16 protein-coding genes and 1 pseudogene are annotated in these 20,705 nt (G+C 57.9%); 2 read left to right on the top strand and 15 right to left on the bottom strand.

Annotated elements, in window-relative coordinates:
- Positions 1-45: 45 nt before the first annotated feature.
- The 15 genes and pseudogenes from AWB80_RS06710 to AWB80_RS06780 all read right to left on the bottom strand — a co-directional run bounded on the left by AWB80_RS06710 (position 46) and on the right by AWB80_RS06780 (position 18,912).
- On the bottom strand, positions 46-3,819 hold the full coding sequence (locus AWB80_RS06710; RefSeq protein ID WP_087131084.1) for an SNF2-related protein: 3,774 nt from the start codon (positions 3,817-3,819) through the stop codon (positions 46-48).
- A 29-nt stretch (positions 3,820-3,848) separates the two neighbouring features.
- The gene (locus AWB80_RS06715) at positions 3,849-6,089 is read right to left on the bottom strand and encodes an EH signature domain-containing protein (protein WP_061173851.1); all 2,241 of its coding nucleotides are present in this window, start codon (positions 6,087-6,089) and stop codon (positions 3,849-3,851) included.
- Positions 6,089-6,814 carry a flagellar motor protein MotB gene (locus tag AWB80_RS06720; RefSeq protein WP_061173852.1) on the bottom strand — a complete coding sequence of 242 codons (726 nt, stop codon included), beginning with the start codon at positions 6,812-6,814 and terminating at the stop codon, positions 6,089-6,091. Before AWB80_RS06720 ends, AWB80_RS06715 begins: the two co-directional genes overlap by 1 nt.
- Positions 6,814-9,117 (bottom strand): anti-phage ZorAB system protein ZorA, encoded by a 2,304-nt coding sequence (gene zorA / locus AWB80_RS06725; protein WP_061173853.1) that lies wholly within the window; start codon positions 9,115-9,117, stop codon positions 6,814-6,816. Before zorA ends, AWB80_RS06720 begins: the two co-directional genes overlap by 1 nt.
- Before the next feature lie 775 nt (positions 9,118-9,892).
- Positions 9,893-10,390, bottom strand: a pseudogene (locus AWB80_RS44830) (IS3 family transposase); the annotation flags it as partial.
- Between the two features lie 68 nt (positions 10,391-10,458).
- The gene (locus AWB80_RS06735) at positions 10,459-11,430 is read right to left on the bottom strand and encodes an SEL1-like repeat protein (protein ID WP_061173854.1); all 972 of its coding nucleotides are present in this window, start codon (positions 11,428-11,430) and stop codon (positions 10,459-10,461) included.
- A gap of 416 nt (positions 11,431-11,846) precedes the next feature.
- Entirely contained in the window at positions 11,847-12,212 is a 366-nt protein-coding gene (locus tag AWB80_RS06740) for a hypothetical protein (RefSeq protein WP_061173855.1), read from the bottom strand.
- On the bottom strand, positions 12,205-12,615 hold the full coding sequence (locus AWB80_RS06745; RefSeq protein WP_061173856.1) for a DUF6088 family protein: 411 nt from the start codon (positions 12,613-12,615) through the stop codon (positions 12,205-12,207). The genes AWB80_RS06740 and AWB80_RS06745 overlap by 8 nt, the downstream gene beginning before the upstream one ends.
- A 47-nt stretch (positions 12,616-12,662) precedes the next feature.
- Positions 12,663-14,012, bottom strand: coding sequence for a type II toxin-antitoxin system HipA family toxin (locus AWB80_RS06750; RefSeq protein WP_061173857.1), 1,350 nt, complete (start codon positions 14,010-14,012; stop codon positions 12,663-12,665).
- Entirely contained in the window at positions 14,009-14,500 is a 492-nt protein-coding gene (locus tag AWB80_RS06755; RefSeq protein ID WP_244206422.1) for an HAD domain-containing protein, read from the bottom strand. Before AWB80_RS06755 ends, AWB80_RS06750 begins: the two co-directional genes overlap by 4 nt.
- Before the next feature lie 85 nt (positions 14,501-14,585).
- Positions 14,586-15,104, bottom strand: a complete 519-nt coding sequence (locus AWB80_RS06760) for a hypothetical protein (RefSeq protein ID WP_061173858.1) — start codon at positions 15,102-15,104, stop codon at positions 14,586-14,588.
- A gap of 25 nt (positions 15,105-15,129) precedes the next feature.
- Complete coding sequence (locus AWB80_RS06765) at positions 15,130-16,239, bottom strand: hypothetical protein (protein WP_143327980.1); 1,110 nt, start codon at positions 16,237-16,239, stop codon at positions 15,130-15,132.
- A gap of 21 nt (positions 16,240-16,260) precedes the next feature.
- Positions 16,261-17,106, bottom strand: coding sequence for a metallophosphoesterase (locus tag AWB80_RS06770; protein ID WP_061173860.1), 846 nt, complete (start codon positions 17,104-17,106; stop codon positions 16,261-16,263).
- A gap of 82 nt (positions 17,107-17,188) precedes the next feature.
- Positions 17,189-18,028, bottom strand: coding sequence for a BPSL0761 family protein (locus AWB80_RS44595; RefSeq protein WP_208635614.1), 840 nt, complete (start codon positions 18,026-18,028; stop codon positions 17,189-17,191).
- 362 nt (positions 18,029-18,390) lie between these two features.
- Entirely contained in the window at positions 18,391-18,912 is a 522-nt protein-coding gene (locus AWB80_RS06780) for a DUF6471 domain-containing protein (RefSeq protein ID WP_244206423.1), read from the bottom strand.
- A gap of 176 nt (positions 18,913-19,088) precedes the next feature.
- Here AWB80_RS06780 and AWB80_RS06785 point away from each other — a divergent pair, with 176 nt between their 5' ends.
- On the top strand, positions 19,089-19,613 hold the full coding sequence (locus AWB80_RS06785) for a hypothetical protein (protein ID WP_061173861.1): 525 nt from the start codon (positions 19,089-19,091) through the stop codon (positions 19,611-19,613).
- On the top strand, positions 19,610-20,119 hold the full coding sequence (locus AWB80_RS06790) for an HAD domain-containing protein (protein WP_061173862.1): 510 nt from the start codon (positions 19,610-19,612) through the stop codon (positions 20,117-20,119). The genes AWB80_RS06785 and AWB80_RS06790 overlap by 4 nt, the downstream gene beginning before the upstream one ends.
- Positions 20,120-20,705 lie beyond the last annotated feature (586 nt).

Genomic DNA, 20,705 nt, shown 5'->3' on the forward strand with positions numbered 1-20,705 from the left:
TTTCAATCTCTCGCGATTTGAAGCACGCACGACATCAAACGGCAATCAAGCGGCCTGCTCCCAGTAAAGGTGCAGGAATCGCTGCACGTCAGCGTTTGTGACGGGGTATCGCTCGAGCCATGCGTCGACCTCCTTCTGTGTGGCAAGGGTAACGTTGTTGCGGCGCGCCTTTTCTCTGGCTGTCTCGTTGAAGAACTGGTTCGTCGCAGCCCATTTTGAGAAATGCACACCCGGGTGCCGAAGCCTATACTCCGCTTCAGCACACACCACGTCTTTGACGCCCTCGTCGTTCAGGCAGGCGTTGATGGCACCCGAGCTTTTGCATTGAATGAGGTCTCCGGCATTGCCGGTGAAAGCAACCACATCGACACCGCCGTCGCGGGCCGGTGTCCGGTACACGGTCCGGAAGCCCTTCTTCTGCCAGACCGCCGCGACATACGCTTCGAAATAGTCCCATTCCATGCGCAGGACATCGTCTAGCGTTACCGCGCGGTTGAAGGTCTCGTCGTTAGCGCCGTCCGGGATGATGTCCTGGATGTTCCAGTCCGAGGGCATCACGGTGCCTGAGCCGTCGAGCATGTCGTTCGCGAGCCTGCGCTTAGAGTTCAGCAATTCGTTCAAGCGAACTTCGAACGTCTTGAAATCCTCTGCGCTCACAATGGGCAGGTAGACGAAGACTTCCCGCTTCTGGCCGATGCGATACGCGCGGTCTGTCGCCTGGTCTTCCTTTGCAGGATTCCAGTTTCGCGTGTAATGGATGACGTGATTGGCCTCCTGGACGTTCACCCCGTAGCCGACGGCGACTGGCGAGAAGATGATGACGCCAAATCCCGGCTTCTCCTGAAAAGCGCGAATCTGCTTCTGGCGGCTTGCCACGTGTTTCGCCGAAGCTGTCACGTCGCCATTGATGATGCGCGGGGGGAATCCGAACGTCTCGTTGATGTAATGGGCGAGCATCTGCTGCGCTTCGCGGAACTCGGCAAAAACGATAGCCTTCTCGCCCTTGCCCTCAATCTGGCGCAGCGTGTCGAGGAGCCACCCGAGTTTGGGGGCCTCCGCGCGTGCCTGTGCAATTGGCTGCGGCGAGAAACGACCCAGGCCCGGCGCGTGCGGCGCGGTACAGATGGAGCGCAAGTATTGCAGCACCCCAAGATGGTTCTTGAACGGAGACGCTGCCGCCTCTTTGTCGCCCTTCTTGAGACCCTTGAACAGATTGACTGCGCTCGTGTAGTACGTGCGCTGCAGGTTCGACATCGGGATAAGCACAGGAACGATGTGCTTGGGCGGCAACTGCGCGACATCGGTCTTCATGCGGCGCAGTATCTGCGGCTCAATCAGACCACGCAACTCCTTAACCCGCGCCTTCTCTTCGTCCGTTTCCGCCTCAATCGGTTTGCGATAGCGCCGGCCGAACTCATTGAGTGCGCCCAGCAGCCCTGCCTGAACGAGGTCGAACAGGCACCACAGGTCAACGAGCGTGTTCTCGACAGGCGTTCCCGTACAGGCCACCTTGAACACCACATTCTGCTTTTTGGCCGCGCGAGTGACCATCGAGCTCGGGTTCTTGATTTTCTGCGCTTCGTCGCAGGCCATAATCGACCACTTGACCGCAGCGAACGAGAACTCGAGGTCTCGAAGCGTCTCGTAGGTCGTCAGCACGATGTTCGCGTCGCCGACCCATCCCGGTTGCAGGAACTTAACGAGGCCTTCCTGTTGCAGCTTCTCGTCGATGGCCGAGCGCGGCACACGAAGCGACGCGAGATTGTCGCCGTACGCTACGAGAGGCCGAAACGTGCCTTCCTTGAAAAACTTGCCCATTTCCTCCGCCCAGTTTTCGAGCAGGGAGACTGGCGCCACGATGAGCGCCGGCGGAAGCGCCGGATTGTCCTCAAATGCCCGCGCCATGAACGTTAGTAACTGGAGCGTCTTTCCCAGGCCCATGTCGTCCGCGATGATGCAGCCGCGACAGTGGTTCGGTGCGTGCTGAAAGAGATGCTGGAGCCACGCGACGCCCTTTTCCTGGTGTTCCAGCAACTTTGTCTCTGGCCTGAAGCCCGAAGGGAGTGCGGGTACCGGCGCGAAGGTGGTCAGAATCTCCTTGCGCACCTCCTCGTAATCCACTGCATCAACGTTGGGCTTCAATAGCAGTTGCTTCGCCTTCAGTCGAGCGGGCTTGTCCTTGGGGTCGCGGGTCTTCGGCGGCTTGTCGTAGCCCTCCCGAACATCTTTTCCGAAGTTAATGAACGCGTCGAGTATGTCGCGCGCTTCGGTGACAGGGATAGGTTGCGGGAACCCTGGCAATTCAACCGAGGGCTTGCCGGTGGCCTCCGCCTCCTTAAGCTTGGCGCTCAGTTCGTCCTTGACGTCATCCGTGATAGGCACCGCAACGGGGTCAGTGCTGCCGTCCGGCGTGTACACGATGACGTTGACCAAGTGCTCCGGCCACCATTCGTCGCCCTTCTTGGCAATGTACGGCGAGTAGTACGGTTGCTCGAGGCCGATATCGTTGACTCGTGAGGTGTATGCGCTCAGGTCGTAGACGTCAGCGTGCCTAACCAGAATGCGGGGAGTGTGACGCTCCTCAAGAGCTGTCTTCAAGAGCGAAAGGTGGTCTTCGCTGTCTCCGAGCAGCTCGAAATCGTACCCTTCCCACGCGTAGAGCTGACGTTCGGCGGCAATGGCGCGCTCAGCGCCCCGGATGAAGTGCTCCAGCTCCGCGTCGTCTGAAAAGAGCCGCTCCTCAGCAGTCACGCGGTCCGCCAGCGTCACCTCGATAGTCAGTCCGACGGCTTCCGGATATCCAAGCGCGTCGCGGCGGATAACCGACGTGAAATGGTCGAAGAAGATGCCAGCCTCAACCTTTGCGCGCTCGAACTGCTCTTCATCGATGACCGCCTTCGCATCCTCGCCGAGTGCGGCGAACGGGTTGAGCAGAAACGCCTCGGCGCGGCTGCCGGAGACAAGACGCCCCGGCATTTTCCGAATGCTGGACAGCACGGTGTGTACTTCGGGCGTCACGACTACGTGAACTAGGCCCTCGGGCGTGCTGATGTCATAGTGGCTCGGCACCGTCAGGTACGAATCGAAGACCTCGAGCCAGTTCGCGGGTGCACCCTCGAAGGTCGGGATAATCTCGACCATTCGCGTGGTGTCAGCGCCCGCTTTTCGCGGGATGATGTCAATGGTGTCCGGCGTGACGACAATGCTCTTGTGCAGGAATTGGTCGAGGCCTGCTTTTGCCGTGAGCGCGGAGCGGCGAATTTGACCCCAGCGCATCCGGTTCGCACTTTCGCTGCGCTCATCATCTGGGCGCGTCTGAAACCGGGCGACCTGCTCCACCGTCTCCCAAACCTCCCGGGAAAGCAAGCGTAGCTGGCCCTTGACCGAGACGAGCGCGCCGTTGCGCGGCACATCTTCGATGGAACGGCGAGTGTCGTCGAGCCAACCTGATATGCGAATAGAGAAGTCTGGGTTGATGAGCGAATGGCGGCTTTGGAGTTCGGGCGCGATGCCAGCGGTCGGCGGGAGCTCCAGTTGGGATAGGCTCCGGGAGAACGCCGGCTCGTCGAGCAGTTTGTACAGGTTCTCCCACGACAGGTGGGCGGTCTCGTCCGTCCCGATGGCGAAGCCCTCGTCGTGCAGTTGCATGATGAGCGCGGGGACGGTCGGAGTGGCAAGCGCAGCCGCGCCCGCACGTGAGCCCACGGTCTCGAATGTCCCGAGGTCGACGCCCTCCGGTCCGAACGCCCTCCACACGGCAGCGGTTTGCGACTGGGCTGCACCGCCGGTATCTGTCTTCCTCTTGAGCCACTTCAACATGTCTTGAACCCCGTCTCTCTTTGTATTTGTTAGGCCTGGCGCCACCAGCCTTGGCCTGGGCGGTACTTGAAGCCGTATGCTTGCAGCAAGGGCGTTATGCGGCTGTCTTCAGGCTGGTCCAGGACGACCCACAGATAGCTCGTCCGCCCACGCATGTCTCGGACAAAAATGTCGTAGTGGCGGCAGAGGTTGAACAGTTCCTTTTCCTGTTTCGCCCCGAACGGCAAATTAGCGATAGGAACATTCGAGGCCGCCGGAGACGCAGGCGCCGATTGCGAGCCAGCGGTTCCGTCGGCCGAGGGTCTCGACAGGGCCTGGCGCCACCAGCCCCGACCCGGGCGGTACTTGAAGCCGTATGCTTGCAGCAACGGCGTCATTCGGATGTCATCGGGCCTATCCAGCACGACCCAAAGATGGCCCGTCCGCTCGCGCATGTCTCGGACAGGAATGTCGTACTCGCGGCAGACGTTGAACAGTTCTTTTTCCTGTGTCGCCCCGAACGGCAAATTATCGATGAGCCCATTCGAGGTCGAAGCCGAAGTAGCGGGCGTCGCTGACGCCGGGCTACCGGTGTCGCCGGTCGACGGCCTCGAAATCGACGGATTGCGCCATGCGCGCGCGCTGCCGTTCTGCCCGGCAGAGCTGACACGGTCCGCAACCCGTTCGACCGGGTTCCCCGCGATAACGGGTGCAGCGGACCTATCGGCAGATGGCCAACCAAAATCTTCTTGCTGGGCCGCCATGGAGTCAACGGCCCTCTTCTTCGGCTTATCGCCGGATACTTGAGGCGACCAATGAGTCGAGGCGGCATCGCTTTGCCTCATCGGCACGGGCATAGGCGTGCCCCGGTCTCTCAAGGCTTGCTCGAAAACGTCTTCCCAGTTCTCGTAGCTGCCGTCCTTGTGCAGCAGCCGGACAGGCCCGCGCGGGCCATTTGAAAAACTTGAGTTGATGTGGTGTCGAATGGCTTGGGCCGAGATTGCTGTGTCACCGTCCTCAAAAGGGATGTCACTTGCCCTATAAATAAAGCAGGCATTATTTTCGTGCCCGAACTCCGCAACGACCCAGTCCTTGAACTGCATGAAGAAAGCGTTGTTCTGGGAGCTACCTCCATTTTGAAGGTTAAGCGTCATGCCCTCCATCAGCTGTCGGACTTCGACCATCGCAGGGTCTTGGCTCGACCGAGCGTCCGGTCCCAATGCAAACTTCACCTCTCCTACGACGTCTGCATACTTGCTCCAGAAGTCGCGTCGGCGTTCGCGCTTCTTGCGAACGTCTCTAGGCTCGCTCTTGTCTTGCTTAGCCAGCACGTCAAAGAATTGCTGGATGACATGCAGGTTGAACCAGTTTTTGACCATGTTCCGAGGCTTCAGAGGCACGGTCGCCCAGCCGGTCTTTTTCTCCGCCTGCAAGGATAGCGGGTTTCCCCAGAAATGCAGGGAAAAGTCGCGCAAGGCGCCGTGAAGCGCCCCGCCGCTGTCCGCGCAGTATGCGGTGAGCACTTCAACCAGACCTTGATTGAACACGGCCGGATTCTGAGTTCCGAGGCGCTCGAGAAGCGGCAGCAACTTGGCGATGTAGGGCATGATGCCGACCTTTGCGGCCGCCCTCACCTGGGCCAATATGACCTGTTCCAAAAGCCAGGATGTGCGCTCGATTCGCAGCGCCTGCTGAAACTGAAGGAATGCTTGTTCATTTCCTTTGAGCACTTGAAGCGCGAACGCATCGACCGGCGCGCTCGAAAAGAGCTCGGGGTGCGCGGCAAGTTCCGGCACCCACTCTTCCTCGATGCCGTCAGGGTCACGCAAGCCCTTGGCGCCCGTGTCCAGCCACGAACGAAGCATCTCCCAGTTGGGACGTCCGGTGCCAGAGGCGCCGCGCATCTCGGGGTGGTAGCCAAGATATGTGTCGAGGAGCCCCTTGTAGCAGTCGCGAAACACCAACCGGTATTTGCGAAAACGGTCAATACTCGAACGGACGGCGGGAAATCGCTCCCGGTCCTCAATCAGGCGGAAACGCATCTGCCCAAATGGACGGTCGCAGCCGTGGCTCACTAAAAGCGCGTCGTGTGAGTCCCGTATTCTGCGGTCTTGGCGAAAACGCTCGACCGCGTTCGCAATGGCGTCGGGTGGCGTCTTGGGCAGACGCCCTTTGAGTTGCGTGGTCAGCTCGTTAATTTGGTCCTGGAGAGGTTCCGTTGACACCCTCATCTGAACAGTGTTATTCCGCTGAGATTCAAGCCGGGCCTGCAAGATTTCGAGGAAGCTCATCAGTTTGCTCCCAGAGCGCAACTTCCAAAGTTACCGCGAGCCGCTCCCGTGTTCGACGGACGGTGTTCGGCAATACCCAAAAATTCAAGACGCAACTCCACACGCCGGCTATCTTCGTAGGACGATTTCGCAGCGTTAAACGAATAACCTCCTACGAGGAACAGGTCGCGAACCTGTTCAAGCTCGGCTTGGCTCATCGGCATCTCGTCCGCCGGGGGCTTCGCCAAAAGAACACATAGCACGCGTTGGCTGCGTTGTAGGCTCAGATTCAGGTTGTACAGATAGTCGCCTTCCGGGCTTGAAAACCCTTCGACGACAATCTGTTTCAGCCACTTTTGCCCGAGCGGGTCACGCGCGATGGTGAGCACCTCCGGAACAAATGAACGCAACAACCTCTGCTGCTGCGGTTTCAGTCCAGAGCTGTTCTTGTCGAAATGCGCTTTGTCGCCAAAGTCGATGACATTACGTTCGGCATCGACCTTGATGCCTGGGTACTTCGATGCGGCGACCTGGACGCGCTTGAGGAGTTCGGTAATTTCGCGGTCCCGTTCCGCTTTAAGTCGTTCCGCCTCGCTCACCTGCTTAGTCACCGCGAGGAGCGTGACCGACATGGTGACCAGAAACAGCACCATAAGCGCAGTCATCAAATCCGCGTAGCTTATCCAGAACGGCTTTTCTGCTTCGCCCTTGCCGCCCCGTTTCAGAACGATGCGTGAGCTCAACATCAATAGGCCTCCGCATCAGGCACCACCGGACGCACGGAAACCGCCAGCTCCTGAATGGTACGCCCAAGCAAGCTTGTAACTCGGCTGGTGCTGTTGACAAGCTCGCCTACCGCATCGGCCATCGTGGAGGTCATATTGTCTTTGAATTCCTTGCTTGAGGTCGCCAAGACATCAGCAACACCGTTCATGAACTGTTGCACCCCAAGCTGCGCGGTATTGAGTGCCTTGCTAGATTCTTGGATTTGCTTCAGAACATCTTGGCTAAGCGAGTCCTTTGCAAACGTGACAATAGTTTCAAGCTGGTCGAGTTCGCTCTGGAATTCATCGCATCGGGCGCGATAGTCGCTCACCACAGCCTGCATGGTTTGCGAGGCCGCACCGACATTCCCGGCGGCCGCTGCGAGGCTGTCCGTGACGCTCGTCGCCTTTTCGAATGCGCCGGTCACGGCCTTGCCTGCCTCTTCGAACTTGGTCGAAGCGCCGTGAAGCGTGTCCGCGCCAAGGTTCATCTTGCTGACCGTGTCATTCGTGACAGCGCGCATCGCGTCCACGCTCGAGCGCATCACCTCGACCGCCTTGTTCGTGCCGGCAACGAGTCCGTGAATCTCAGACGTCAGCGACTCGACAGCGGCCTTAATCGCAGCGGCGGCGTTCTGTGCGTTCTCGGCGAGCTGCCGCTGGCGCTTTTCATTCGCGGCATCGGCGCCCGCCGCTTGTTCCTTGAGGTCCGCGACCATCGATTTGACCGAGTCTCCGACCGTTGCGACCGATTGCGTCAGATGCGTGCTGCTTTCCGCCTGTGTTTTCACGACCGACTCAGACAAGCCCGATACCAGTTCGCGGACAGACGTGCTCACGTCCGCGACTGTTTTTTGAAGCTGGTCATTGGTAGCGGTTTGCGAACTGTTCATTGTTTGCGTCATCGAGCTCATAAGCAGTTCGATGCGCTCAGCGACGCTTGCGAACGCCTGCTGCATTTTCTCGTTGGAAGCGTCTTGCGAGGTCGTCACTTTCTCCGTCAACTGGCCAACAAGCGACTCCACGCTAGTGCTGACCTGCTTGAGGGCAGTGAGCATGCCATCATTCGTTGCGTTCTGGGATGACGCGACCGACGACCTCATTTCCTCGACAATTTGCGCCATGTGGCGGGTCATGCCCGCCTGGCTCGCTTCCATCTTGGTGACGGCATCGGCAAGTTGTTCAGCCATCTTCGCGGTCGCATCCGTTCCGGCCGTGGCAAGAGATGCGGACATCTGTTCCATCTTGACGACGGCCGACTGAAGCGCCGCAATCGTCTGTTGCTGCATTGTATTGATGCCTGCAATTTGGTCGCCAAACAGGTCGCGTAAGCTCTGATTAAGCTCTTTCACTACCTCGGAGAGCAACGAATGAACGGCACCGGAGCGCTCTTTTGCGGCATCTCCAACTACGGCAGCCACGGCCTTCATCGGTTCAGCCAGCGCCCTCTCCAGACCCTGAGTAATGTGCTCCCCAATCTGGCGTCCCAAGTCCTCGGTCGAGCCCCTCTGCGCCTGAATCTGGCTTTCGGTTAGCTGCGTGAGGATGCCCTTCAGGTCAGAGACCAGCGCATCTTTGAGGGACTTGCTGTTGGAGACATAGTCGGCGGACGACTGCACGAGGTCCTGAAGCATCTCCTCGCCGGCACCTGCCTTGTAGAGCTTGTCGATTTCAATGGCGAGTGCCTCGCTCTTCTTATAGAGGTTGGCTAGAAGCCATTTTTCCAGCAGCGTAATAATCATCGCGCAGGCAATTGCGCCGGCGGAGACCGCGAACGCTTCGGACACGGAGCCGAGCAGCCCCTTCAAGCTATCGCGGACTTGTGCGGCGTCTGCGCTCACGTTGAACGCGTCCAGTCCGTGCAGAATGCCAAAGAACGTCCCGATAATCCCGATACCTGTCAGGATACCCGGAACGTGCTTGAAGAATTCAGCGCCGACATATGAGTCCACGGTCGTTTGAGTGTTGAAGAACATCTCAGCAGGAACGGTGGAGCGCTTTTTATCGAAAACGTAGTCGCGTTGCTGTGAATCAAACCGCTCCTGCTTGAAAAGCGTCTCGTCGTACTCACTCCATAGGTGCGCCAGGTCTTTATTCTTCTCGAAAAGCGGCGCCGGGTCTGCCCCGGCTTCAAGGCGCATCAGTCCGCCAATGATGCGTTTGAGCGCAATACCGCGTAAAACGGCTCTCGGAATGAACCAGCAAACGAAGTAGCCGAAAAGCGCGAGGATAAAGAGCGCGCACAGCTTCGCGATGACCGGCGCGTGAACGAAAGTCTGGTACATAGTGTGTGGTCTTTAGTTCTGTTGTTGAGTCGGTTCTGCGGGTACCTCGATACCCTTTTGACGGCAGAACTCGAATACCAGCGTCTCGAGCAGGTTGGCCTGGCTCCGGTTCTCGTGTGCTGCGGCGAGCGTAAGCGCAGTTTTGAAGCGCGCCGAGGCCCGGAAGCTCATTGGCGTGTCTTTTCGTTCTTTCAACTAGCATCCCCGATTGCTGCACTTCGTTTTTTTTGTATAGTAGTTGTATTGCGCGACAAAACGCAATACGGGGGACTCAGGTTTTGAGCTGCAGCGATAGGTTGGCCACAATCCCGTTGAACTGCTAGCGGTGTGAACCCTTCCGCGGACGCCGGTGAAAGAATGACGCCGCCATAGGTACGGTGCATTCAAGAATCGCGGACTGCCGCCGATATACAGATGGCACCGAATTCAGATGTCGATGCCCGCAGCTGGGGGAAGACTTTTGTCTGTAGCTCGTGAGTAGTTGGATGGAGCCAGATTTTAGAATGGACCGACCGGCGAAAGGAATGGCGACGTAGAATGCTCGGTGGCCTGTGAGAAGGAAACGGGCGTAGCGCGTAGCGCAGGCCGACTGCGCGCGCGGCTAGCCGGGAAGCGACGCGCGGCGACACCGCGTATCGCGGCAGGGTACGTCGGGCTGCTGACGGGAACTGCTACGCTGTCATATATGGGTTCATCGGTAGTGAATCTATAAAACGTATCGTCTCCCGCCACCGGAGTTCGTCGGAATGGTCTCCGTTTTCTCGCGCACTGTTCGCGAAGTCGTCGTCGCGATGTACTTGCGCTTGTGTCGGGCACGGATTCCATGCTGCGCCATCAGCTTGCGAACACGCTCCTTGGCCACGCGCACGCCGCGCGCAACGAGTTCTTTCCACATGCGCGGCCAGCCATATTCGCACTTGACCTGCACGTGAATTGCCTTGATGTGCGCGAGCAGGGCATCGTTGCTGATACTGCATCTGTGCGGCTTGACGTCACCGCTGCGCTGCTGACGCCGATGATATCGACTGAGACTGATTCCCAGTACTTCACACAGCATCAAGACTGACCAGTGGCGTCGATTTCGGTCAACGAACGCGCACTTCACATCAATTCCTTTGCGAAGTACGCCGCCGCTTTACCGAGTTGTGAACGGTCTGCTGCACCACGCCAGCGTCGCCCACGCCGCAGCCAAACTCTGGCCGTCCCTTACCAGTCGGACCGTTTCAAGCTTGAATTCGAGCGTGTACTGCGCATGCTTTGTCTTGACCGTCAACGTTTGCTCACCGTGATTGAGCGCACACACTCAGCGAGGGCTTCGTTCTCGGGGGCCAGGTCAGAGTTCTAAGCGGCAAGAACCTCCGAATTCAGCAGCAGCGAATCAATCAAATCGACAGCATCCCGCCAAGTTGAAACCGCAGACTCGTCACTGTGCTGCATCGAAAGCTTCAAAAATTCCTGGGACGAGTCCTTTAGATAACTCGCATTGCCAGCCATAAAGCCGCGGAGAGACGGCGGGATTACTATTCCGTTGCGCAATTTATGGTAGACCAAGAATGCGCATGCGCTGTGTATCTTGTCGACCTCAGAATCCGTGAGAAAGACTCCGTCAACGATTTGGTGACTGAATTTTTCAACGAACAGCGATGCACACTTTTCCGCGTTCTCACGGTGTCCTGCGTGGATGAAGAAGTCCGCCATTTCAAAGTAGCAGACGACACTGCCGATGCGTGCGCCTTCCTTGAGATATTCGAGAGCTTTCTTCTCGTTTTCCCGGACTCCCGACCCATATCGGTTCATAGTGCCTAAAAAACTGTACGCAGAAGGACAGCCCAACGACGCTGCCTTCTGAAATAGCCGATACGCCTCGGCCCTGTCTTCAAGGTGGGAACCGGTTCCGTAGTAGTGGCCCAACGCCTCCTCAAAAACGTCGGTCCACGGCTGGATTTGCAGGGATTCCAGCGCATCGTCCTTCTCCGCATCGGGCCAAGAATGCTCTGGGCTGGACGTGTCGAGGTCTTGTTCGTTAAGAGCTCCTGGCGCTCTAAGTATCGCCTTCACCGCCTCCGTAACCGGAGCCTGGATGAGTTCTGCACCTTGGTAGCCCTTGCGCTTGAGTTGCGAGCGAACAAACCGCTCACCTTCCTCGCAGTCTTCGAACAGCTGTGCATAGGCGACAATGAACGGGCTTGACATCCCCATCGCGTTAGAAAGCTCCATCGCCCGCTCGGTTGGAGAACGTTTCGTGTTGCCCACATGTACGACGCCTAATAGCGCGCTGTTCGCGAAAGCGAACACGTAACCGATGTTTTCCATAGTTTTACGCTCGATGTCTGTTGGTCTTCTGTCGACATTTCACCAGTCTTTGACAGCGTGCACTGTTCGCCTGTCATCACAGCCGTTCGCAGGTCTGACAGAGCCGTACAAGCACGGCGACAGACGAAACCGGGACCGCGTCACGGACGAAATGGGCTGCAGGCAGACTGGAGACGTCGTCTCCGCGCCCTCCAGCCCACAGCGTCGTGCCTTCGCTGCGGGAGCGACGGCCGGCGTCACCACACCTACGTTCCATAAAGAGCGCGCGGAACTCGAAGCTTTCACACTCACTCTCAGCCATAAGCCGCGCGGTTTGCCGACACGCGAGCTTTCGAAACGCTGTGCAATCCGCCGACTTGCTGAATTTGTCGGCGTACGTTGAGAAGCACACTTCGCATCAGCAGCGCTTCGCTTCTTTATTGCGGCAAACCCGCTCCAAACAACTTGCGCGCAACAGCGACGACGTCGTCGTCCACATCGACCGGAAAGGGCGCATGGTCTGCAAAGGGCACCCCGTCGCGGACAAATACCGCTCTTGCTGCACCGTCTTTGATTTCAATGTCGAACCGCATCGTGAGCCTGCCGTCGTCGCACACAAAGACTGTTAGCACGTCTGCATGAGGGTACGGGCCCGGCGGCTCGACTTTGAGCAAAGCACGAGCCGCACGCTCCCAGAGGTCTTCTCCCGGGGTGGGCGTATACCTTCCGGTGCCGACACGGGGCATCGCTGCAGCAAGGTCGTGCGCAAGATATGCTCCGCCGTGTACGCAGACTTCAGTCATTGGAGAATCCTCGCTCGTAGATAACGGCGCGAAAGCCGACCGCTATTCGACGAGTTATGCGGCGCCGGCCTGTATTCACAACGGGCTGCACTGGGACCTGCGTTGTCTTACCGCTGTTGTACTCACGCGCTGCACGCCCCGGCGAGACGTCGATACGTAGCTTTCTGAAGGTGTCTACCGCTATCTCTTCGAACGTCGCGGCCGGCGTCAGCGCCCCGGTGAACTGGTTGACGCGAGTCTTTGCGTACACGCCGATGCTTACGCGGACCAGTTTCTTTTCACGAACAAGCCTTGCGAGGACCCGCCCGACCTGCGCGCCACTTCCCAAATGCGCAACTTCAGCGCGTAGAATCACAACGTCACTGTGAGCGAGGAACCGGGCGACTCGGTCGAGTGTTGTCATTTGTTGCCTTCGTCGCTCTCGAGATTTTCCGCCGGGCGATGCGACAGTCATGGAAGTTTTCGGCGAAGTTCGGGACTCGCTATGTCATTAATATCTCGAAACGCTGACGCGACTTTCTCGATGTCGCTGGCATTTACGCCGCATTCCTCGAAGTGCTGTCGCCAATTTTTTACGGCGTGCCAAGCCTCGGCGATGTACTCACAGGCGACCTCTTCAGAAAGCCAAAACTTTTGATGCCAAGAGAGAGCGTTGTCGAGCGTTGCCGCTCTTCCATACTCTCCGACTTGAAGATGCAAGAACCGTTCAAATGCGAAGCTCGGTCTCGGGACGACGTCGAAACAGGGAGCCAGTTGCCACGTTCGAAACGCGTCGTTGTAGACGTAGCCCGTATTGCGGAGATGTCCGTCGTCATTGCTGACAAAGATGTCAATCAGCATGCGCTTGTACAACTGCGCGGCATCATCGACGCCGATAGCGGTGCGGCTGTGCACAAGGCCAGCGGCCGCTACATCCGCGTACGACGCTAAACGCGATTCCATTTCGCTGTAGCCTGTCATCGTAAGGGCGCTCACGTAAAACGCACGATGCTCGACTGTTCCGGACTCTGGTCCGGCTCGGGGTCGTTCTTGACCCATCGGATGCAATTTTGAATTGGTCTTCGGTGCCCACAAACGGTCGAATCGCTGGGACAGGAGGACTCGGTGGTCGCCTTTCGCAGCTGTGTTGACCAGGGGCACATGGACACCAGTTTTTGCCGCCAACGTTAGGGTCGCGTATTCGACACCCGAGACGTCGAACGAGTCGTTTGTCGTTGGGAATTTCGCCACCCATGAAACGCCCTTATCGTCGCGAAACGAAGCTTTCGGCCGAGCGCCACCCAACCCTGCACCTTGAGTGAAAATTGCCTGCAGTTCTGGCGAGATGGGAAGGCCCTCGTCGATGAGTTCAACCGCTTCGGCAAGTTCCTCTAGGTCGACGAATTCCTCGATTCGCGACGACGGTCCCGTACCTGATTCGAGCCGAAAGTCGAGAGCTCCGACGCGATGCGGTCCTGCGTTCAGCAGGTACTGCGCCTCGGGGAGGCCATTCAAAGGAGCTCCGAGCTTGCGCTCAATGACGCGCCGGCCAAAAGCATCGGGTGTTGCGTCGCGGAATGCGCCGAACAGCGGCAAGTCGTTCTTCGGCGCTCGCACTTTGCTCGGCGTGATAGGCTTTTCTGCAAGCGACAGGCTGACAGGGTCCAGCTCGACCCTGTTCGACTTGGCTAGATAGCGTTCGTCGTATTCGAATGTCGACGATACTCGGCCGTCGGGCTCCTCGGTAATGACGAGCCTACCGCATTGAGTCCAGTTGCCATCAAGATGAGCGAACACGAGCAGATGTTTTGCGCCAGTCATGTCGTCTTTCCGAAAGACGCTTCGAGCTTGTACTCAAGTTCGACGCGCACCGCTGCCTCACCGATGCCGAGCGTCTCATCCGTCTTGACAAGATGGTCGCGGCACCACTCGGGCCACCCTTCGGCGTCGTCGTCGATTGCAAGCCACCGCGCGGGACGGCGTCGCCGCACGTCTGACCATATCTGCATACCTCGGGACGACATCAGGAAAGCGTCCCGGTCCATTTCGCTGTGGTATGTCGCACCAATCACCCGGTCACGGAGACCCGTGGGCAGATTCAATGACAGTCGAGGAATTCGTCCGCGGTACCTATGAACCCACGATGTACTGAGAACGATTCTGACATTGGGATAATTTGCTAGTAATCGGTCGAGCAGCGGCGCTTGCTCGAAGAGTTCATGGCCCGGACAGTTCAACAAAAACGGACCGATGCCGCGCTTGGTGTAGACCTCGGTGGGGTGCAGACATCCATCAAAATCGAGGTACAAGACGTGACCGCCTCGGATTTTGGGTGGAGGGATGTGGAAAGCGGGTCCCGGAAGTCCTGTCAGCATTTCGCCGCCCACAGCGTTTTCAGCTCTCTGCCGCGCAAGGATTCGCTAACTCGCTTCGCGCATGGAGCAGAATGCGATGAATCAACATCATCACATCCTCGGAAGCCAGCAAGGGTACGCGCCGGACGCTTTGTTGAGAGCCGTCCTCGAAGTGCAACGTCGCATAGGCGTGACTGCTATCGACCCGTGCGTCAACTCGTGCGAATGGAACGACTCTGCCAATCGAACGAAGTGAGACGACCGCGGTTACAGAGTCATTCGGGAACTCCGGCGCAGTGTATTTGTCGACACAGATTTCAAGGAGCTTTACGACTTCGTCAAGTGTTTTGAACTCGGGCGCACCAAACGCATAGACTCGACCTTCCACTGTACAAAGGCGCTCCGATGTATCAGTAACTGCAGGGACATTGCCGTCGAAGATTTCGAGCGCGATAGACGGCAAGGCTTCAGTGTCCACATCGAGGTCTCTATGAACCTCGTCGCCTGCGACGAAAGTTCGTTCGGTTGCGACGGGCTCACTTGTAACTCTCGTGACCATGATGTCCTCCTCGCTGCGCTAGCTATCAAGCTTTCTTTGCAGCCAAGCGTTTCAGATATTCGAAGGCGACCTTCGCGACAGATACAATGTCCTGCGCTTCGCAACGCAACGTCTCATTCACGTCTGTCGTATCGGCAAGAGGCCAAGCAGCGAATATTCTCCATCCGCCGTCTACACGATGGATGCAAACCCTTCCTTCAAAGACGGTGTCCGATTCACCCTCAAACGACTTCTCGATGAACGCGGTAAAAACATTGACTTGTGGATACGGCGCGAAAGGATATTCGAAGCCGAATTCGGTCAGCGTCGCTCGTGCACGACGCCAGAGTGGCATGCGTGGGTCCAGCTCTGCGGCTACGCGGTAGAGCTGCTCTGCTTCAACAGGTGCCTCTTCGTGCTGTCCCTCGAAGAATTTGACCACGGTTCTCATAGACTCTTGGGCCCGCACCATCGCGGAATTACGAACTCGTCTATAGTCTTTAATGTAATCGAGCATTTCTATTGGACGGCGGCCACCTAAGTGGCCCCATTCTGTAAGCAAGAAGTCCAGCCTAGAAGACGCGTCTACAGGCTGAACCAATCGGGAGACGGAATGAAGGCGTTCAGCGTTGATTCGCGGATTTGCGAAAATGCTCGGATAGTACGAGACTCCATCAACGCAGATGTCAAAAATGCTGCCTTGCGCTACTAGGGCGTCGAGCTGGTTGGGCGTGATGGACAACAGGCGAAGAAGCAACTCACGCGAAATGAGCGTGCCGTCTTCGAGCATGCCTCGCCGATTGCGCAGCACTTCATCCTCAATCGACTCTTTACTCAGCTTGCGAACGTCAGGAACGAAATCGTCCTCGAACATGTAGTATAAGTTCGCGTCGTGTCCCGCGAGGAGGACAACCGTCTCCGCAACCGCCCTGTCGTATTGCTCATCGTAGTTGGAAGTGGCGCCAAATCGCGACGGCGCGTGAATGGATGTAGACAGGCCGTCGTCACGAAAATGGACCTCGCAGCGCCAATCGAGCTGCGGCTCAACACGTCGCAGTTCTTCCGCTTCGGATATATCGGCGCATCCCGATATCAGTAGCACTTCGGCGTCAGGGTCAAGCGAGTTCAGCTTTGCAATCAAACTTGAGACCTTCACGGAGCTTCTCCCAATGGTCATCTACCTAGTCGCTTTGGATTCGGACGTATCTATCAGGCACGCGAACTGGAAGTTTTCGTTCTCAAGTTTCAGCTTCGTGAAGTCCGCAAGCTTGAAGCGGTTGCTCGCACAGCCGGCGGGATTGGTCACAACTCGGCACTTGCCCACTCTGTAGTCAAAGGTGTCGTGGACGTGCCCGTGGAACCAAAAATCGGCTTGTGCAACGAGCTCGGAAAGGTCGCTGACGAACGCTGCGTTCAGAAGGTCAGCCTCCGGACCGAGAAGCCCTCTGCTTGGGCCTTTGTATCTTGGATGCACTGACAGCGGGTGCACACCGTGGTGCGTCACAACGACAGTGAGTCCGTCGTAGGGTGTGGCGAGCTGGTCCGAGAGCCACGCGTACGACTCGTGATGTTCGGTCAACGCATCACACGGGAGAAATCGCTCGTCCGCCTGTTTCCGAATCTTCCGGTGGTCATTCAAGAATCGCGGCGCCTGCGGCATGGCTCTCGCCCGGAGGTCCACGCCGTAAAGCCGATAGTCGGTCCACAGCGTGCAGCCGAGAAATCGCACACCGCCGAAATCAGCTGCGTCCTGTTCCAAGAAGGGTACAGATGTACCGTCGGCCCGCTCACGCAACTGAGCAAGCGTGGTCGCAAAGTCGCGGTGGTAGAACTCGTGATTTCCGGCGACCAGAATCACCGGCACGGGCCAGTCTGCGAACAGCTCGATGGCGTTTGCTCCCGACGCTATATCTCCTGCGAGCACGAGCACGTCCGCCCCGTGTGCCGGCCTGATGAGCGTCTCGACAGGAAATGGCGACGCGAGAAGCTCAAGATGTAAGTCGGAAGCTACTTGCACCAACATAATTGCTTGCTGCTCTCATTAACCATGATGTGTGGCGGAAGCCATTTCCATCCGCGTTTCGAACCGAGCTTCGGCTCTTGACCTATCGACCGCCCAATAGACGCCTCGCACTCTCGAGGATGCGTTGCGCGAGTTCGATGGCCGCGGCCGGACTACAAGGCCGCTCTTGCTCAAGGGCATAGAGCCTCCAATCTCTCAGGCGCTCGAGCTGTTCAACATCGGCGAGCCCCAGCGCGAGCTGCTCGGTGGCCAGGCGAATCACTTCAGAACAAGGATGCTCGACAGCCGCAAGATTGAACGCCCTTAGAGCGGCAATTTCCACGCAACACAGGTAGCCGGCCTCAAATGCAAGCGTCAGCTGCGACACGGGAGAAGGGGCTTCCCCGCATGCGAGCAGGGACTTCTGTGCCTGAATGAGCCGAGCGGAATCGGACACTCTCCCAATCCGATTCAGTCGAGACAGTTTCACTGACGGCCCCAGCGTCTTGCTGCCAGCCAGTGGATGAAATGACGACTCGCCTGTGTCGTGAATTCCAGACCTCACCGAATCGACACGTCTACTCTGCAATGCACTGGGATTCAACTCCGCCCCCTGCCCCCGTCTCTCCCGATTCTTGGCAAAGTTGACTGGTAGCGCCTCTGCCGCAGTTCTGGCTGGCGCGGCAGGGACGGAGCGGTCTGCGCTCAAGACGGGCATTGCCCAAAGCCGCGGCAGCGCGACTGCCGATTCAGCAATGTCAATGTCCGTCGGATAGTGCCGAAGAAGCATCAGGGCCAGCGTACGAACCAAATCCCACATGAGCGGCTCCTCCGAATGAACCAAATTCTCGAGAAAGGTCCGCCCACCGATGACGGCTTTCGTTCGGTCCACCGGACCCGAGGCGACCACGCCGCGACATTTCAGGTCGTCGAAGCTGTTCATTGCTCTCTCCGCGTTCAGTCGGGCTCAGCCAAGATGCGCGCCTGGAGTGGAAGCGCCCGGGGGCGCGTCTTCGAAATGACGTAGCCAACCAACCGACTGTCAGCTAATCATCTGACAAATTCCATTCTCGCAGTGTGGAGAACCGCGCCAAGCCGGCGATGGATGAGCCATTTGGGCAAGTGCCAGGAGTTACCTGGCTCGATGAGGCCGGCTCCGATGGAGGGCCCTCAGGATTTCGTTGCCCGGTCAGCGGGATGAGAGCGTGCGGATGTAATTTTTCTTATGCCGCTATCGCGTGTGTTTTCACACACGGTCAGTGTACCGCAGGCGTTGTGAAGCGCGCAACCGGCGCGCTGTCGCCATTATGTTCGACCGCCGCCGGCCATAGCCGCATGCCCCAGCGACGAAGCATCAACGAACTGGAGCACACTTTCCAACCGGCACACGGTCGCGAACTGAAAAAACAAGGCTGCTGAGAAGACGCCTTCTCGGATTTGGGACTCGACGACTCCCGGTGCTACAGCGACTCCGATTTCGTCCAGTCGAGTCGCTAGGGCAACCGAAGTAAGCCAGGGTTGCAGCGCCAGTTCAGCTTCTAGTACGGCGCTCGCCTTTTCTTCCCAAGTTCGAGAACTGGTCAAAGCGTCCTTCCAACGTTCCGGAAAGTCGGTTTTGGCCGCATAGACAGTCTGGAGGAAGAAGCTAAATCTGAAGGTCCCACGCTGAATCTTGCCCTCCACTGACCTTGCCGATTCGGGAACTCCCAAGTCGGTAAGCTCACGCGCGAGTTCCGCATAGCTCATGTCTTGACGCATCAAGGCAACCCGAGTGGCTCGAGAGACAAGGCGGGCCCAAACCGCATCGATGTTTTCGTTCGATTTCACAGATTTCGCTTGCAAACGCTACTACGTGTGGTATCTTCTGCGTGTGGAAACACACGCGACTCTTACAAAAAGCAAAACCAGTCTCAGCCAAGAGTCACCTTCCAGCTAAGGACGCAACAGGGTTTTGGTCGTCTCAAGAACGGACAACGCGACCGCGTCTCTTCACGGAAAGCGTCGTGGCCACGATTTTGTACCTTGGTCTCGAGGGCGTCTGTTTCGCTCGGAAATGCGACCTTCGGTACATCTCTAAGGTGGACCGAGGCACCGGGTGCCGCGACCCGCTTCCGCTCATCCGCACAATCGCGGCTGTCGCAAACGCGCAGCCGGAGCTGTCGTTTGTTCTCAATTCCTGCCTGGTCCAAGACCTCGGCTACAGGCACATCATCAACTCGCTCCCCATCGAGATTGCGGCCAAGACAGTCGGCGCGACCATGCTCGGCAACCGCGTCCACCGGCGACCCAACACTGTAACGCGTGTTGACGCCCTCCGCGGTGATATTCGACGCAGAAATCCGGCTAACCTGCTCATCGTTGACGCCTCTCAGACGGCCATCCCATATGAGTGGCTCGACCATGCGATTCATATCGACAGCAAGGCCCAGCGCGACCCGGTCGCGACGCTACAGCGCATTCTAACGTTCCTGGACTCGGCGTCCGCCGACGATGGTCAGGTGCGCCCTGACCATGCTAGCGAGCAATGATTCTGTACCTCGCTCTCGAAGGCGTGCTGCTCCCAGTGGATTGCCTGGCCGACCTCGAACAACGGACCGGGTTTGACACGCATCGGATGGCAATGTTGGAGCCTGGCTTGAAGCTGGCGACGATTCTGGAGCCGTTTCCAGGCATCGAGATTGTCCTCAACACGTGGTGGACCTACTACATCGGCACGAGCGAATGCCGAAAGCTGCTTCCAAAGGCATTGGCGAAACGGGTCATCGGCGCCGTGCTGGCCCGACCTTCACGATACGATGCGTTCCCGAATCGACCATCAGCCGCCGAGAACCACCTCCTCGCACATGGTTACCCGCAACTGCTACTGCTCGACCACATCCATGCGCGCTACAGTACGGCTGCTCTACGTTACACGCTTCTGATTCACGACGTAACGCGTTGGCACGACCCCCACCTGATTGACACTCTTGAGAAGCGACTTCGGAAACTGACGCAGGCAGGTGGTGCACAGCGCCGACGAGGCATCGTCGCGTAGATGCGTCTGAGCTTGAACAAGACCGCGAACCTCAATTACGAATCGCCCGCCCGTGTTCGCCGATATGTAAGCGGCTCCAATCGAAACATCTCCGACGGAAGAGGTACAACGCTTATCGACCTTCATCGCGACGACTCGTAGTGAACGACGGTCGGTCCACGGATGGTCTCGCATTGACGTTCGCACGACGTGCAACGCAACATCTACCCGGCTTACTCGGCCATCTTGGCCGGCTCCTGCTCTTTCTATCGAGTCGTACAATGGCCCGTGCAGCGAGCGCCTAGTCAATCAGAATAAATTCCTCCATAACACTCATCCCTCAATGACTCTCGCCCCGCAAGCGATAGCGTGGCAACGGCAGCTCTTCTTTGCTCCTCTCTTGGGGGAAACATGAATCGCAAACGCCAGTATTACGGGTCACGGTCAAGCAATCACTGGTCGCACAAATTGCGCATTGCTGACTACGGACCCAACCTCTCGAGTGTCGGAAGAACTGAATGTACACGCCCACGTACGAGTCTGCGCGCCCCGTGTCATATCAGTCACTATGCAGAGCGGATGCCGAAGTTGACTAACGTCGACCTTA

The organism is Caballeronia pedi (assembly GCF_001544915.2).
Classification (GTDB): Bacteria; Pseudomonadota; Gammaproteobacteria; order Burkholderiales; family Burkholderiaceae; genus Caballeronia; species Caballeronia pedi.

Coding starts and splice junctions, on each gene's coding strand:
- AWB80_RS06745 (WP_061173856.1), bottom strand. CDS start 12,615: ATGACAACACTCGACCGAGTCGCCCGGTTCCTCGCTCACAGTGACGTT.
- AWB80_RS06720 (WP_061173852.1), bottom strand. CDS start 6,814: ATGTTGAGCTCACGCATCGTTCTGAAACGGGGCGGCAAGGGCGAAGCA.
- AWB80_RS44595 (WP_208635614.1), bottom strand. CDS start 18,028: ATGAACAGCTTCGACGACCTGAAATGTCGCGGCGTGGTCGCCTCGGGT.
- AWB80_RS06715 (WP_061173851.1), bottom strand. CDS start 6,089: ATGAGCTTCCTCGAAATCTTGCAGGCCCGGCTTGAATCTCAGCGGAAT.
- AWB80_RS06735 (WP_061173854.1), bottom strand. CDS start 11,430: ATGGAAAACATCGGTTACGTGTTCGCTTTCGCGAACAGCGCGCTATTA.
- AWB80_RS06770 (WP_061173860.1), bottom strand. CDS start 17,106: ATGTTGGTGCAAGTAGCTTCCGACTTACATCTTGAGCTTCTCGCGTCG.
- AWB80_RS06710 (WP_087131084.1), bottom strand. CDS start 3,819: ATGTTGAAGTGGCTCAAGAGGAAGACAGATACCGGCGGTGCAGCCCAG.
- AWB80_RS06790 (WP_061173862.1), top strand. CDS start 19,610: ATGATTCTGTACCTCGCTCTCGAAGGCGTGCTGCTCCCAGTGGATTGC.
- zorA (WP_061173853.1), bottom strand. CDS start 9,117: ATGTACCAGACTTTCGTTCACGCGCCGGTCATCGCGAAGCTGTGCGCG.
- AWB80_RS06750 (WP_061173857.1), bottom strand. CDS start 14,012: ATGACTGGCGCAAAACATCTGCTCGTGTTCGCTCATCTTGATGGCAAC.
- AWB80_RS06760 (WP_061173858.1), bottom strand. CDS start 15,104: ATGGTCACGAGAGTTACAAGTGAGCCCGTCGCAACCGAACGAACTTTC.
- AWB80_RS06740 (WP_061173855.1), bottom strand. CDS start 12,212: ATGACTGAAGTCTGCGTACACGGCGGAGCATATCTTGCGCACGACCTT.